The sequence below is a fragment of the Methanospirillum hungatei genome (assembly GCF_020216685.1).
Lineage (GTDB): Archaea > Halobacteriota > Methanomicrobia > Methanomicrobiales > Methanospirillaceae > Methanospirillum > Methanospirillum hungatei_B.
On sequence record NZ_JAIWNS010000012.1, the window covers coordinates 1 to 15,021 of the forward strand.

12 protein-coding genes and 1 pseudogene are annotated in these 15,021 nt (G+C 45.4%); 8 read left to right on the top strand and 5 right to left on the bottom strand.

The features are described 5' to 3' along the window. Window positions 1-50: 50 nt before the first annotated feature. The 4 genes from LDL35_RS00650 to LDL35_RS00665 all read right to left on the bottom strand — a co-directional run bounded on the left by LDL35_RS00650 (window position 51) and on the right by LDL35_RS00665 (window position 3,799). Entirely contained in the window at window positions 51-734 is a 684-nt protein-coding gene (locus LDL35_RS00650) for an NAD(P)/FAD-dependent oxidoreductase (protein WP_304018462.1), read from the bottom strand. Window positions 735-787: 53 nt separating this feature from the next. Continuing rightward, on the bottom strand, window positions 788-1,798 hold the full coding sequence (locus LDL35_RS00655; protein WP_304018464.1) for a TIGR00341 family protein: 1,011 nt from the start codon (window positions 1,796-1,798) through the stop codon (window positions 788-790). Window positions 1,799-1,899: 101 nt separating this feature from the next. Then, window positions 1,900-2,355, bottom strand: coding sequence for a thioredoxin family protein (locus LDL35_RS00660; protein ID WP_304018466.1), 456 nt, complete (start codon window positions 2,353-2,355; stop codon window positions 1,900-1,902). 169 nt (window positions 2,356-2,524) lie between these two features. After that, complete coding sequence (locus LDL35_RS00665; protein WP_304018468.1) at window positions 2,525-3,799, bottom strand: hypothetical protein; 1,275 nt, start codon at window positions 3,797-3,799, stop codon at window positions 2,525-2,527. A gap of 535 nt (window positions 3,800-4,334) precedes the next feature. On the opposite strand from LDL35_RS00665, the gene LDL35_RS00670 reads away from it, so the two are divergent. From LDL35_RS00670 to LDL35_RS00695, 6 genes are all read left to right on the top strand, one after another. Beyond that, a complete protein-coding gene (locus LDL35_RS00670; RefSeq protein ID WP_304018470.1) occupies window positions 4,335-5,555 on the top strand; it encodes a glycine betaine/L-proline ABC transporter ATP-binding protein in 1,221 nt (406 codons plus the stop codon). Then, entirely contained in the window at window positions 5,552-6,451 is a 900-nt protein-coding gene (locus tag LDL35_RS00675; protein WP_304018472.1) for a proline/glycine betaine ABC transporter permease, read from the top strand. Before LDL35_RS00670 ends, LDL35_RS00675 begins: the two co-directional genes overlap by 4 nt. A 49-nt stretch (window positions 6,452-6,500) precedes the next feature. After that, window positions 6,501-7,358, top strand: coding sequence for a glycine betaine ABC transporter substrate-binding protein (locus LDL35_RS00680; RefSeq protein WP_304018474.1), 858 nt, complete (start codon window positions 6,501-6,503; stop codon window positions 7,356-7,358). 286 nt (window positions 7,359-7,644) lie between these two features. Beyond that, complete coding sequence (locus LDL35_RS00685) at window positions 7,645-8,643, top strand: hypothetical protein (RefSeq protein ID WP_304018476.1); 999 nt, start codon at window positions 7,645-7,647, stop codon at window positions 8,641-8,643. Continuing rightward, complete coding sequence (locus LDL35_RS00690) at window positions 8,637-9,524, top strand: mechanosensitive ion channel family protein (RefSeq protein WP_304018478.1); 888 nt, start codon at window positions 8,637-8,639, stop codon at window positions 9,522-9,524. Before LDL35_RS00685 ends, LDL35_RS00690 begins: the two co-directional genes overlap by 7 nt. 50 nt (window positions 9,525-9,574) lie before the next feature. Further along, a complete protein-coding gene (locus LDL35_RS00695; protein ID WP_304018479.1) occupies window positions 9,575-11,386 on the top strand; it encodes a KUP/HAK/KT family potassium transporter in 1,812 nt (603 codons plus the stop codon). A 2-nt stretch (window positions 11,387-11,388) separates the two neighbouring features. Here LDL35_RS00695 and LDL35_RS00700 read toward each other — a convergent pair whose 3' ends face one another. After that, a complete protein-coding gene (locus LDL35_RS00700; RefSeq protein WP_304018481.1) occupies window positions 11,389-12,555 on the bottom strand; it encodes a KamA family radical SAM protein in 1,167 nt (388 codons plus the stop codon). A 246-nt stretch (window positions 12,556-12,801) separates the two neighbouring features. On the opposite strand from LDL35_RS00700, the gene LDL35_RS00705 reads away from it, so the two are divergent. Continuing rightward, the gene (locus tag LDL35_RS00705) at window positions 12,802-14,673 is read left to right on the top strand and encodes a PAS domain-containing protein (protein WP_304018483.1); all 1,872 of its coding nucleotides are present in this window, start codon (window positions 12,802-12,804) and stop codon (window positions 14,671-14,673) included. 211 nt (window positions 14,674-14,884) lie between these two features. Further along, window positions 14,885-15,021, top strand: a pseudogene (locus LDL35_RS00710) (endonuclease); the annotation flags it as partial.

Consider the following 15,021-nt stretch of genomic DNA (forward strand, 5'->3'; position numbering starts at 1 on the left):
GTGTGGATTTGGTCCTGAAGCAACCTGTGCTACGTCGGTTATGATCATGGTTACACCTTGTCCAGATTTATGTATGGGATCATAGAGAGCAGTTCTGACTTTAATGTATCGATCCCTATACGTTCCATGAATCGGGCTGTCCGTTCCTGGGATTGCCCGTGTTTTTGGTAAAAATCAAGCAGGCGTCCGACCAGATCACATGCTTCACTCTCAGAGAGGCCATATGCGATTGGGTCGGCGACCCTGGGCTTTCTCCCGCCATTTCCTCCAAAGAGGACGATCCATCCCCGGGTGGTTCCGATAAGCCCGATGTCACGGAGCTGACTTTCACTACAACTTCTCTGACATCCTGACACTCCAATCTTGACTTTTGCCGGGAATTTTTTATCCTGAACAAGGGCCTCAATTTTGGATGCAAGGCCAATTGAATCCTGTGATCCCCATGTACAACTTTCAGTACCAAGACAAGCCTGGACGAATTTCACACACGGCCCGAGGTCAGGCGTTCCAAGAGGACCAAGTTCTTTAAATACAGAATCAACATCTTCAGCAGGTATACCGGCAAGAATCATCCGCTGTCCTGATGTGATTTTCATGATTGGAATGTGAAATTTTCTCCCGACTGCGGCGATATGTTCAAGATCTCCTGGAGTGACTATACCGGAGGGGGTATGGGTCATGATACCGTATGTCTTTCCGTCCCGCTGCAGAATGGCTCCATTCACCTTTTTCATGATATCTCTCTGGTAATGATACTCCACACAAGGGGATAATACCTCCGCTCTACTCACGACCCGGTTTCAGACGGATAATGAATGATATTTACCGGTATTGCCCGCATCTCTATGGTTATGGGTTTTTTAAAATGGTCATCCAGGGCCAGGTGTAAATGCTCAGGATCAGGCATCTCTCCGGTCCCGATGATGTGCAGGGTAAGGTTCTGTTTGCGGAGATTAAAATCAGTTATCTCATATCCGGATCCGGATAACCAGTTCTTGGTAATGTCCTGTGCCTCTTTTGAGTAATATGCCTGCTCCAGAGTTTCAAACCCTGATATGAAAAGTGGTACTGATATCAGGACCACACAGATGACCGCGATGGAAAACGCCTGTTTCCGTTTTTTCGTGCGGGTTTTGTCCATAGAGCCAGGATTAATTCCTGAGATCCAGAAGACTGCTCCGCCAGATACCAGAATGGCGAAGAGGTTTGTGAGAAAGAGGAGAAATGAACCGGTTGCATCTCCCCATTGAAATTTTGAGAGAGAAATCCCGACGACACTGAGAGGGGGGACAAGGGAGATGGCTATTGCTACCCCAGGCAGCGAGTCACTGACTGACTCCCGGCTTACGGCAAAGGCTCCTGCTGCTCCTGATGCAAGGGCAACATAGAGGGCAAACATATCCGGTGCGGTTCGTGAAACGATCTCCTGGTTTCCCTGAAAATCAATGGCAAGAGGTGAGATACTACAAGTGAGCAGGGCTGCGAGGAGGATGACAAATATCGTGCTGACTGCTACCATCATGAGCGACCGTCCGGCCCGGTGTGTGTCTCCGAGCACTATTGCAAGCGTTGTTGCCATGATCGGGGTCATCAGAGGAGCAATTATCATGGCACCTATCACGGTGGCGGTGGATCCGGCAATGACGCCATATGTTGAGATAATAGTGGCAAGTGTCAGGAGTACTCCATAATTCAGAATTCCATTCCCGGCACATTCACCTTCAAAGCAGAGTTTTTTCTGCAATATCGGAAGATAGGCCTGATCAAACTTATTTACCCTGATAAATTCTTCGAGCATATACCAATGGATGATATGAGCGCTTCCGTTATCATAGCATTGGTAGCAATAGGATCCTGCCTCTCTTTTTAACTTACAATGACAAAAAAAGAACCGGAGAATTACTCTCCTTTATATGAGGCCATATACCAGGTATATACCATATCAAAATATTGTTTTATGTCCTCTGCCCCTTCCAAAGAGACCGGACCGATATATACTAGTGGAATAAAGGCTTTTTCCCGGTGATAGGTCTCGGCAAATTCCTTAAACCGGTCCATCTGTTCAGGGCCTTCCTCCAGGTTGACCTGTTCAAGGATGATATCAGGGTTTTCTTTCAGGTATGTATCCCAGAAATCACGGACCTGCATACAACCACCACAGTTCGGATCATAAAAGTAAATAACAAGCGGAGTTTCAAATTCAGGGGCAGGTTCTTTGAGATATGCGATCAATGCAGACTCATCCAGTTCGGTTCCATCCTCAATAAATATGGCTGCTGAAACCGGAAAGAAGGAGATAGCCAGACCTACAAACAAAAGAGCGACAATCATCCTGAAAATTGGTTTCAATGACATCTTTTTCATTTTATCCCTCGAAATCATGGCGGTACACAATTCTCTAATATTTGAACATTAGAGTGAATAGGATAAAAGTCTTTTCTAAATTTCAGGCTATCCTTCAAATCCATATACTGAGATCCTGTATGTTTTTCACCCGCTCCCTAAAAATTGGGAGTTATTATCTCTACATCGGATAGAGAATCTCAATCCTCCTGATGAACCCTGCAAGAACAAAGAGGAGTAATCCGTTTATTACGATAATCACGGCATTGATGAGTCCGGGCATGATACCCGGAATAATCATTGAAATACCAAATGCAATGGATACAAAGTTCAGTATGGTCTGGGTAATATTCATTTTTTTCAGTATCGGTGGCTGGTCTGCCGGATGATCCGGAGGGTGTCTCATTGCCTGAAGAACCGGATAATACCGGCCGATGAGCAGCACAACACCACCGATGATATTTAACAGACCAAGGAGTAATTGAAGAAAACCGGTCAGTACCCCGGGAACAATACTGGATATGATACCAAGAGTTGCGAAGGTCATTCCAATGATGGTCATCAACCAGGAGCGTTTATATGCCCCGACCGGGGTTTCTCCAAGAGCCATCATCTGAATGGCAAAAACGACCAGAAGCATCCCTAATAGCCCGTCTTGCGAAAACGGAAGTGTTCCGAGGTTTACCGGGATCAGGACCAACCCAAGAAGGGTCAGCAGTGTTGCCACAAGAAGAAGGATCCCCAGAGAGAGTGATATTGATGACTCTTTCAGAATCAGCCATAACCCGTTCGTCTTTTCAGTTTTATATTCCGACGGTTCTATATCTGCATGCTTTGTCGATGGGTACTGCCGGTTAACCTTCTGAATGCACCAGGCAAGATAAAAAAAACTCAGAGCATACAGGATAAGAATGAGAGCAGTCTGATGATCCGTCGTAACTCCCGGAAAAAGAGTAATCAGGCCACATATGCATGAAATGACATACACCAGCCCGCAGGCAAGGATAAGATGCTGAAAAACCCCTGAAACATGCCTCCAGGTCCGTGCCTTGTCTTCCCTCACGAAGAGTTGCAGGAAAAGAGCTGCACCACCGAGGAACAGGACAGTTCCGACGATGAGTCTGATATGTTCAGAAAGATAGCCTGGCACGAAAGCAGCAGCCATTCCCATGATTGCAACGATGATGCCGATAAATATCAGAAGCCATGACCGTTTGAGATCACCAAATGGCGTCTTTCCCATAGTGACAATCTGAAATGCCATCAACAGGACAAATAATCCGTATGTGCTGTCCGGTGCATAGGGAAGAGCACCGGTGTGTATCTGAAAGAGCAGAAGGCCGAAAATAAGCATAAATATCCCGAATATGAGCAGGATAACAACTTCTATGGTAAGATCGGACTCTCCGGTGAGGTTCAGATGTCCTTTTGTGGTATGCCCGTGTTCGTTTGTCATGTACGCGAACTTCCTCTTATATGTCTATAGCATGTGGAGTAAGAAATATTGTCCGGTTATACCCATTCGGCCGGTCACAGACCCCTCCTTTCACCGATGAGAAAACCGGTCTGAATAGTATGTCATTTCTCCCGAATTATGGTAGACATGATGAGATGAACGAGAGAGCAATGGAGGGGATGTATGAAATCATTCGAGGTTGCCCCAGGAGATAATAGGGGAATGGTTTGATCCAATTCCCAAATGCATAGAATGTGTCACCACATCGTATCAGGTGAAGCATGATACTGGCATGGTACCAGGTGTACTTCTGTTCTCCTGTTGGTCTGTTCATTGTCCTTAAAAATTGGGTTTTTAGTAAAAATGACTATTATTTTTGAATTAATGGTGTGAGGTGTATTGAATACTGATTTTATTGCCACATCTAACTCAAAATCGGTTTTAAATGCATATTTGTCAAAAATGAGCTCTCAAAACTATTATCTATGTTTAGCCCCCATCAATATTCTTATGGGGATAGATAAGTGTAGGGGGGATGAATATTCCATCTCTGATTCAGAATGATCAGGGTTCGATTATCGAAGTTAGAAATCTAACCAAGATATTCGGACCAAGACCCCAGAAAACGCTGTCTCATCTCCAAAGAGGATGTTCGGTCAAAGAAATCCGAGAAAAAACCGGTCACATCGTCGCGTTACAGAACATTTCGTTTTCAGTTCAGAAAGGGGAAATCTTTGTTCTGATGGGACTCTCGGGATGTGGAAAATCAACACTTCTCAGATGCCTGAACCGGCTCATAGAACCGACAGCCGGGGAGATTCTTCTTGATGGAGAAGACCTTGTCACTGCTTCTGCAGACCAGATGAAATCAATCCGAAGAAAACGGATGAGCATGGTTTTTCAAAGCTTTGCTCTTCTTCCCCATAGAAATATTCTGGACAACATTGCATTCGGTCTTGAAATTCAGGGTATACCATATGAGGAACGGGTCCAGGAAGCAAAAAAATCCCTGGATCTTGTGGGTCTATCCGGATATGAGTATTCCTATCCGGATCAGCTCTCTGGAGGAATGCAGCAGCGGGTGGGGCTTGCCCGGGCTCTTGCAAGTTCACCGGATATTTTACTCATGGATGAAGCGTTTTCCGCACTGGATCCCATTATCAGACGTGATATGCAAAATGAACTGCTTGATATTCAGGACCGTCTTGAAAAGACCATCATTTTTGTATCTCATGATCTTGATGAAGCATTGAAACTTGGATCCAGGATAGCCCTGATGAAAGCAGGAGAAATCATTCAGGTCGGTTCACCTGAAGAGATCCTCACGAAACCCAAAAACGAATTTGTTGAACGGTTTGTTGAAGATGTGGATCTTTCACGTGTTCTTACGGCAAAGGATGTCATGAAGGTTCCGGATCCCATGATTCACGTAACATCAGGTCCCCATGTGGCGTTACGAATGATGAAGGAAGCAGGAATATCCACATTATTTGTTGTTGGCAAAAACCGTGAGCTCAAAGGTATCATTACGGCAGATGATGCCTTGCGGGCCGGAAAAGAAGGATTGCCTCTTCAGGACATTGTTATACCGGATGTTGTATCCATCCATCACGATACCCCGGTTTCAGAGATCATCCCGGTCATTGCGGAAAGCCGGTTTCCTTTGGCCGTGATAAATGAAGAGAAGAAATTAAAGGGTGTCATTGTCAGAGGCTCTGTTCTGGCTGCTCTTGGCAGGTCAGGAGGGTCTGTATGACGGTTTCCCCGTTTCCCCGGTTGCCCCTAGGATCGGCGATTGAGGATCTGGTTACCTGGATCAGCACAAATCTTGGCTGGCTTTTAGATGGGATAACTGATGTCCTTACTGCACTCACGAATACGTTTCAGAGTATTCTGAGTAGTATCCCACCGCCGGTTCTGATCCTGTTCGTTGCTATCATTTCCTTTGCATTGAAATTCAGGGGAAGATCTCAGAAAAAATCGCAGTACAAAAGGTTTTTGGAATCGATTGATCTTCCAATTCTTTGTGTTGCAGGTCTTTTTTTAATCTGGGATCTTGATTTGTGGGATCATTCAATGGAAACGCTTGCCCTTGTTATCGTTTCAACCATTGTATCCCTGGTGATTGGAATTCCTATTGGTATTTTTGCGTCACATTCAGATCGGTTCAACCAGATAATCCGGATTTTTCTGGATTTCATGCAAACAATGCCCTCTTTTGTGTATCTTATTCCTGCAGTCATATTCTTTGGTCTTGGAAATGTCCCTGGTGTCATTGCTACGGTTGTTTTTGCAATGCCGCCAACCATCAGGCTGACAAATCTTGGAATCAGACAGATACCGAAGGAACTGATTGAGGTTTCAGATGCGTTTGGTGCAACAATGGTACAAAAACTGATAAAAGTCGAATTGCCTGTTGCACTGCCCACAATCATGGCCGGTGTCAACCAGTGTATTATGCTGGCTCTCTCTATGACCGTCATCGCTTCCATGATTGGTGCAGGGGGACTTGGATACCAGGTGTTGTATGGAATTCAGCGGGTTGATATTGGGTCAGGGTTTGAGGCAGGTCTTGCGATTGTAATCATTGCTATCATCCTTGACCGATTGAGTCAGAATCTGATTCCGGTACGGGAATTAAAACAATCATAGAAAAATTATGGAGTAATCAATGAAATTAACACATGTATCCCCAATTATAATGTTAGTAGTACTATTGACCGGATGTATCCTGTTATGCGGGTGCACCGGAGAACAGTCAACACAGATGCAGAAGGGTAAGATCATCGGTATTGAACCTGGTGCCGGTATCATGCAGAAGACTGAAGTGGCTATTCAGGACTATGGACTTGATTATACTCTTGTCTCCAGTAGTAGTGCGGGAATGGCATCAGAGCTGACAAAGGCAATCAATTCAGGGAAATGGATTGTTGTAACCGGTTGGACCCCTCACTGGAAATTTGCCCGGTTTAACCTGAAATATCTTGATGATCCCAAGGGGATTTACGGTGGGGAAGAATATATTGGTGCTCTTGCACGAAAAGGCTTTGAAACTGACAATCCTGGTGCGTACGTGATTCTTTCCCGGTTTTCATGGGCATCGGATGAGATGGCATCAGTTATGCTAGCTATAGAGGACGGAAAAACACCGGAGAATGCAGCTGATGAGTATATTGCCGCTCATCCGGATCAGGTCTCTTCATGGATTGGCTCAGTAAAGGGCGATGGATCACTTGTAACCGTCGGATATGTCCTATGGGATTCAGAAATTGCAAGTACGAACGTGCTGAAGAAGGTGCTTGAACAGGCAGGGTATACCGTGAAAATGGTCGCTGTTGATGCAGGACCTCTCTATCAGGCCGTTTCGACAGGAGATGTGGATTGTACCATATCAGCATGGCTGCCAACGACTCAGTCAACATACATGGATAAGTACAGGGATAATCTTGTTGAGGTCGGTAAGGTTCTCACTGGGGCAAAAGTCGGGCTTGTAGTGCCTGATTATGTGACCATCGGGTCAATTGATGAACTGAACAGTGTGAAGGATAAATTCCAGTAATCTCTGGAAAATTCTTTTTTTCTCCGAATGGATCTGCATTCTGCAGGAAAGGTCATTGCCAGTAGCATAGTATCCCTGAAGATACATAACCTGCCCTTGCGTTTCGTCCATTAAAACCGTAAGAATAGTATTAAGAATTCTTTAGGTTTTTTCTCATGTGGCATGAAACTATAAATCTCCCCGGCTCTAACTATTTGGTTGTACATTCGAATATCTTGGGGTGATTCAGATCTACAGGAACCAGAATGGAGAATCCACAAATCAGACATGTATTCTCGGAAATGAAGTGCCCCTGTATGAATCCAGAGTTTGTGAAATACTGACTCATATCAGAAAACCCGGTGATTTCAGGACACCTCCGAAAATTGCTATCATCAGCCCTACCTCTTTTTCAAGAACGATTGTTGCCGATTGTCTTTCCAGGGAGATATCAGTTTTAGTCCGAAATATTAATTTTTCAGAAAAAGAATCTCTGCAACCAGATTTTCAGGGTTTTTTTGATGAACATGCCATCTATATCTGCGAAGAATGTCAATACCTCTACGAGCGTCGTCCTCATGGATTTGATCTCCTCAGATCATTCCTCTCCTCTCTTGTCACCAATTCACGTCAGGTCATTACCACATGGAATCAGTATTCATGGAATTTTCTCTGCGGATTTCTTCACATCGAACGCTGGTTTCCCATTGTAATAACCCTGCCATTTCTGACACTCCCTGAACTAAAACAATACCTTCTCCCTGAAAGGAACGATGAAATCAGGTTCACTATAGATATTGATCTTGACAATACCCTGGAATTAGTCAGAAAAGACTTTGATGTAAATATCTCCTCTCTCAACCTCGCGTTCTCGATCCCGTATCTTACGATACAACCCCGTTATGTATCATATATTCCTTTATTGGCCGATAAAGAGGCGATGCCTGAAGAATTAATATTCCGGGAGATACATCGCCTGTCAGCTGGTGAACCCGGAATTGCCCGCGAAATATTTCAAAATGCAATGGTAGAGGATGAAATTCGGTTTTCCCGCCTGCCCAAACCTTCTCAAATCCCCGATCTTGATGTGATTGACATCTTCATATTAACCCTCATTCTCATGTATGAGTCACCGGTTTACTCCCGGCTCAATGAGTCAGTCAATGACAAGGCTATGCTCAACTCCTCCCTTTACCGGTTGGTATCTGCAGGTCTTATCATGTTAAATGATGATATGTGGTCTGTCAGTTCTGAAGGATTTTCTTCGGTTGTTGAATACCTGAAGCAGCGGAGGATGATATGGTAATGAATGAAAGCATCCTGTCAGGCACGACAGAAAAAGCGGCAATCACCGGTGATTATACCGCATTAGTCCTCTATATCATTCTCCTGTATGCCTTTACCTTCATCCTCTCCTGGGCCGTAGGTCGGTTCCTTCAACAATTTTCAGAATTATTCTCAAAAGACAGGGTCACTATCAAAATGATGATCCCCCTGATCAAAATTGTCTTTTATTGTATAGCAACCTGGTTTGCATTCACCGCAATTCTGGATCCCTCATATACCGAGACGGTTGCATTTTTTGGTTTATTTGGGGCCGGACTTGGTATTGGCCTGAAAGATCTGCTTGCAAACATCATCGGCGGTATCGTGATAATATTCGAAAAACCCTTTCAGGTTGGTGACAAGGTCGCCTTTGGTGACTACTATGGTGAAGTGTCAGATATTGGCCTTCGAACAACCAGGCTTGTGACGCCATCTGATGATGTCGTTACCATTCCAAATTTTCAGATCTTTACCTGTCCTGTATCCAGCGGAAATTTTGGTTCAACAGCGATGATGGTGGTAACCGACCTCTATATTGATACGAATTCAGATTACTCCAGGGCCCAGACCCTGGTCAGGGAGACGATTGCCAGTTCACCATATGTCATTATCAGTGATGATTTTCCCTACACGGTTCTTATTCAGTCATTCCCTTTTTATCATCGGATACGGGCGAAAGCATATGTTACTGATCACCGGCATGAGTTTGAGTATCAGTCTGACCTGTATCAGCGGGCCTGGAATGCCATGAAAAATGAGAATATTCATCCTCCTCCCTATCCGGGTGTGCTCATGGATGACGTATCCAAAAAGGGAGGGCCCATTGGAAATCCGGTTCATAAAGGAATTGATATGTCATAACCCTGACAAAACCAGAAGCATTTTATTAATTTCTTTGTAAACGATATGTTATGTTCCCTGCTGTGGCTGAATCCCGCGTCCTGAAAGCTTTGGGACTTGTTTTTGGAGATATCGGGACCAGTCCTATCTACACCATCGGAATCATTCTTCTCGCCCTCGTCCCGAATGAGGACAATATCTTCGGAATAATCTCGTTAATTTTCTGGAGTCTCTTTCTTATCATCACCGTTCAGTATGTTTGGATTGCAATGCACGTGGGAACAAAGGGTGAGGGCGGGACCATCGTTTTAAAGGAGGTTCTGACAGACCTCTTGAAAAACAGTCCGCTGGTCCCCTATATCTCACTCCTGGCAATAGTCGGGGTCTGCCTGTTCATGGGTGACGGAGTCATTACTCCGGCCATCAGTATTCTCTCCGCCGTGGAAGGTATCCGGCTGGTCCCCGGGCTTGAAGAAACGAGTGGGACTGTTCTCCTTCTCATTGCAGCGACAATTGCAATCTGTTTATTTGCCCTTCAAAGAAAAGGGACTGATAGTATTTCATGGGCATTCGGACCGGTTATGGCAGTATGGTTCTTTTCCCTCTCTCTCACCGGTCTGATAAGTCTGGCTTCTGCACCCCATATCCTGCTTGCGTTAAGTCCGCATTATGCACTTGGATTTTTACTGGAAAACGGGATTACATCTCTTATCGTCCTGTCTGCCATTGTATTATGTATCACCGGGGGTGAAGCACTCTATGCCGATATGGGGCATCTTGGTCGTGAACCAATCGTTAAAGGCTGGTATTTTGTATTCCCTGCCCTTATGCTGAGTTATCTGGGTCAGGGGGCATTTGTCCTTGAGCATGGGCCCTCAGGCACGGTCCTCTTCTCCATGGTTTCCTCAATAATTGGTCCACTCTATATTCCGTTTCTGCTCCTCAGTATCTGTGCAACCATTATCGCGTCCCAGGCGATGATCAGCGGGATGTTCTCAATCGTCTATCAGGCTATGACAACCCGGATTATTCCAAAGATGAAAATAGATTATACATCTTCGGCACTCCGGTCACAGATCTATATTGATACCGTTAACTGGCTTCTCCTGATGGCTGTTCTTCTGGTTATGGCTGCATTTCAGTCATCTGAACACCTTGGTGCAGCCTATGGTCTAGCAGTTACTGGAAATATGTTAATATCGGCTTTTATGCTGCTCTTGATATTCGTGATAAAGAGGAACTTCTTAAAAACCGGAATCCTCTGCGCTCTCCTTGGAATAAACCTGACATTCTTCATTGCATGTCTGACAAAGCTTCCGCACGGTGCTTACTGGTCATTCCTTCTGGCTTTGATCCCATTCATCATCATTATGATCTTTATCCAGGGTCAGCAAAAGCTCCGTTCATTATTCCGCCCGATTCCATTCGAGGAGTTTATTGATAAATATCACCAGTTATACCGGGAATCCTGTAAAATATCAGGTGCTGCCCTGTACTTCACCTCGGATATCAGGTCAGTATCTCCCTATATTGGGCAGATCTTCTTTCAGAATAATATTATTTATAAGCAGAATATCCTGGTATCTGTCAGGATCAAAGGATATCCGTTTGGTGTAACCTCCGACTACCAGGAAGGACTTGCCGAAGGGCTGTCTGCATTTATTGTTGAAGCAGGCTACATGGAGATTGTTGATATCGAACATCTACTTCGGGAACGGGGAATATTTGAGAAGACGATCTTTTATGGCATCGAGAATATTATCAGTGATCGGATGGTATGGAACCTCTTTGGTCTGATGAAAAAGGCATCTCCCCCGTTTGTTCAGTTTTACTCTCTCCCGCCGGAGAAAATTCATGGGGTGGTGACCAGGTTTGTTCTGTAAAATTAGTAAGTTGCAGTCCCGCTATAGGCAGCAGGATCACATTCAAACAGCCATTCCCGGATCGGTCCGGTCCCTGGCGTAAATGGTTCATAATCATCAAACCACCGTGCCTGTGGATTTGAACAGGAGATCATGAACTTTTCATAATCCTCAGGATCGGCTGCCTGATGATACCTCATGAAGATATTATGATTATTCATTCCGACAACCTCTATCTTGCCGGTACTATGAGACATGATAAATCTGGCCCGTTTCGCAAGTCCAGAGCATCTTTGAAATGCCTTTTGCAGAGTCCAGAACGACTCCTCAACCGGAACTGAATAGATGTAATTCCCGATGGTCGGACGGCACTGGAAGACATAATAGGGCGAGACACCCATAAACGACAACTTTTTAAAGAGATCTGCCATGACTGCCGGATTATTGTTCACTCCCTCAATAACTGGTGTCTGATTCACGATTATTGCACCAGCCTGCTGAAGCATTCCTATTGCCCTGACCGATTCTGAAGAGATCTCATTGGGGTGATTGAAATGAGCCATGATATAGATCTTCTTCTCCCCGCCTGAAGCTTCCCTGATAAGTTCGATAAGATCTGGGTCTTCGGTGATCCTATAGGGATTATAGGCCAGCATCTTTGTTCCGATTCGGATAATCCCGACATGATCAATCTCCCTGATTTCCCGGATCACCTGCCTGAGACGGGAAGTTGCAAGAATGAAAGGATCTCCACCAGAGAGGAGAACATCGGTTACTTCAGGATGATCCCGGACATAGCCAAGAGCTGGTGCATAGTCCCTGACGGTCTGACGCTCACAATCCATAAAGAGGCGTTTTCTGAAACAGAATCTGCAGATTCCTCCACATACATCAGATAAAAGCAGAAGAGCAGTCTGGGGATATTTATGCTGAAGTCCATGCTGGACAGTATAATTTTTCTCCTCAGACGGATCAGGACTTCCGGATGCATTCAGCTCACCCGGGTCAGGGAAGATGATCCGTTTTATCGGGTCGTTCGGATTATTCCAGTCGATGAGTGAGAGATAGTGTTCTGATGCCCGGAATGGAAACCGCTCGGTTACTTTGAGCAGGGTTTCCTGTTCGCTCTCTGGCATGGACTGAAAATATGGAATCTGTGTAATATCTGTAATGTATGTTCCTTTCATCATGTTCACCTCCTGGTGTTCGACAATTAAAACCCCGATTAAGGGGGGGAGGAAATCTCCGGGGCAATTGTGGTCCGGGTATAGAGTCAATAAGATTAGGTTTAAGAAAACCCGGTTAAGATATAATTAGGGGTACTTATATTTATATCTTCTGTGTTCTGATTACTACTAGTACTGATCTTTGGATCTCGCCCTCGGAATCTATATCCATTCTCCTGAGAAACTATCTTAGTTTAATGGAGTTCGCTCTTGTCTACCGGAACATATGAGGAACAGGTTTACTCTCTTCTGTGTCAACACCGGGAAGGACTGACAATAGAGGAAGTATCCCGGCTATTGCAGATTACCCGGACCACTGCGGCCCGGTACCTGGAGTCACTGTATCATGCCGGCAGGGCTGAACGGCGATCCCTGGGACCTGCGAAGATCTATCGGGCATCATTCAGGATTTCAGGCTCTGATCTGCTTACAATTCTGGAAGAAGGAGTATTGATCATAAACCCTGATGGGACGATCAGGGAAGCCAATCCTGCCTTTGGGTCACTGGTCTCTCTCTCCCCGGCCGATCTGATAGACAGATCTCTCCAATACTCATCACTCACCGGCATCTTTTCCGAAGATATAATCCACGCTCTCCTTGTTCCACCGGAGCAACCGATTGAGGGGATTCTCCATATATCAGATAAGGAGACTTACCGGTATCTGCATTACCGCATTTTTGCCATGCAGCTCCCTGATGGGGAAACCGGGTCTGCAATGATAACCCAGGACCGGACCGAGGTACTCTCAGGCAAGGAAAAAGCCCAGAGCCTGGTCTCTGAATATGAACGCCAGTTATCACTCATGCATTCCGATCTCACAAATCATCTTGAAAAAGCGAAAAATACGGTTCGTGAGGTATCAAGTCGTGAACGGGCCATCCGTGACCTGCTCCAAAATGTTCGGGCGATCATTTTAAAGGTTAATACGGCAGGACGGGTGGTATTTTGCAATCACTATGCATCAGAGATTGTTCATCTGCATGACGGGGAACAGGATCATCCTGCCCTTTTACAGGGTCTTTTTCCCATAACCGACGAACACGGTGCCCTGATCGCAGAAAAAATTAATGCGGTCAGGACCGGTGATACTGATTTTTCAGGCTGGGACTCTCCACTCATCATAGAAAACCAGGCAACTGATCAGATCTTTTCATGGAACCTCATCCGGCTTCGGAAAGGGAAAAATGGTGCATCCATGATCCTGGCCGGGTTTGATATAACCGATCTGATACACCGCGAACGGCGGGTGGTCAGGGCACAGCAGCAGATGGAATGGATTTTGGATCATCTCCCTGACCCCACCTTTGCCATTGATAATACCCGGCAGGTCATTTTGTGGAATAAACAACTGGAGCTGATGACCGGTCTGCAGTCCGAAGAAACAATCGGAAAACCTATCGATCTTTTTGTCCCTGCAATCTATGGATACAGTCGTCCGGTTCTTGCAGATCTGATATTTAATCGATATGATCCGTCAATAACTGCATTTTTTAAAAACATCGTTCAGGAAGGGGAAGCTCTGACCGCAGAGACGATTGCATACCGGCAGGATGGAACCTCCCGGATCTACTGGGTGAAAGTAACTCCGTACTATACAGAGTCCGGAGAATTATCCGGGGCAATCCAGTCCCTCCGGGATATCACCGCATTTCGGGAGGGAGAAGCGAAAATCCGTGACGAAGGGGAACTTCTCCGTGGTATTGCCGAACATGTTCTTGATGATATTATGGTCATCAACCGTGCCGGCACTATTCTGTACGCAAATCCATCCCTGGGAAGATTAATCGGGACCAGTCCTGAGGGAATCATTGGCTCACACATCAGCGAGGCTCATGAGATCCGGAAGATCTTTCCGACCTGTGATCGGTTCAAGTCGGTGTTCATCACCGGTGTTCCCATTCATGAACTGTTTACTATTGAATATGACGGGGTGGAGATGTTGATGGATGCCATGTTCATCCCTGAGAAGGATCAGACCGGATTGATATCAGCGATCCTTATTGTACTTCGGAATGTAACAACACTTCGGGATGAGATAAGCAGCCTGCAACATCGGAACGCAGAGTCTATCAAGTCCTGATCCTCTTTTTCACTCTCATTGCTCACACCAGTATTACATTTCTTCTCTGACCTGTCTGTTTTTCCAGTTCATCCCTGCATGCTGATATTTGTTTCCTTGAATATTTCATCTCTTATATATAGCATCATGGCGTTTATCTCTCAATAAGGTGGGCCATCCCGGCTCAGTATCCGGGGCTGTTTTATGATGGTCTACGCCCAAATCTTAAGGCGTGAAGGCACGGATAGAAGAAGACAAAGTCCTGCTGGGGTCAGAGGGATATGCCCTTTATGAGCAGAGCGGATTTGGCAGACCACAAAAGGACGGGCTTCGGCTCTCTCCGGTAGAAGCACTCTATCTCGTGTACCG

Coding starts and splice junctions, on each gene's coding strand:
- LDL35_RS00675 (WP_304018472.1), top strand. CDS start 5,552: ATGACGGTTTCCCCGTTTCCCCGGTTGCCCCTAGGATCGGCGATTGAG.
- LDL35_RS00650 (WP_304018462.1), bottom strand. CDS start 734: ATGAAAAAGGTGAATGGAGCCATTCTGCAGCGGGACGGAAAGACATAC.
- LDL35_RS00655 (WP_304018464.1), bottom strand. CDS start 1,798: ATGCTCGAAGAATTTATCAGGGTAAATAAGTTTGATCAGGCCTATCTT.
- LDL35_RS00700 (WP_304018481.1), bottom strand. CDS start 12,555: ATGATGAAAGGAACATACATTACAGATATTACACAGATTCCATATTTT.
- LDL35_RS00660 (WP_304018466.1), bottom strand. CDS start 2,355: ATGTCATTGAAACCAATTTTCAGGATGATTGTCGCTCTTTTGTTTGTA.
- LDL35_RS00680 (WP_304018474.1), top strand. CDS start 6,501: ATGTTAGTAGTACTATTGACCGGATGTATCCTGTTATGCGGGTGCACC.
- LDL35_RS00690 (WP_304018478.1), top strand. CDS start 8,637: ATGGTAATGAATGAAAGCATCCTGTCAGGCACGACAGAAAAAGCGGCA.
- LDL35_RS00665 (WP_304018468.1), bottom strand. CDS start 3,799: ATGACAAACGAACACGGGCATACCACAAAAGGACATCTGAACCTCACC.
- LDL35_RS00670 (WP_304018470.1), top strand. CDS start 4,335: ATGAATATTCCATCTCTGATTCAGAATGATCAGGGTTCGATTATCGAA.
- LDL35_RS00695 (WP_304018479.1), top strand. CDS start 9,575: ATGTTCCCTGCTGTGGCTGAATCCCGCGTCCTGAAAGCTTTGGGACTT.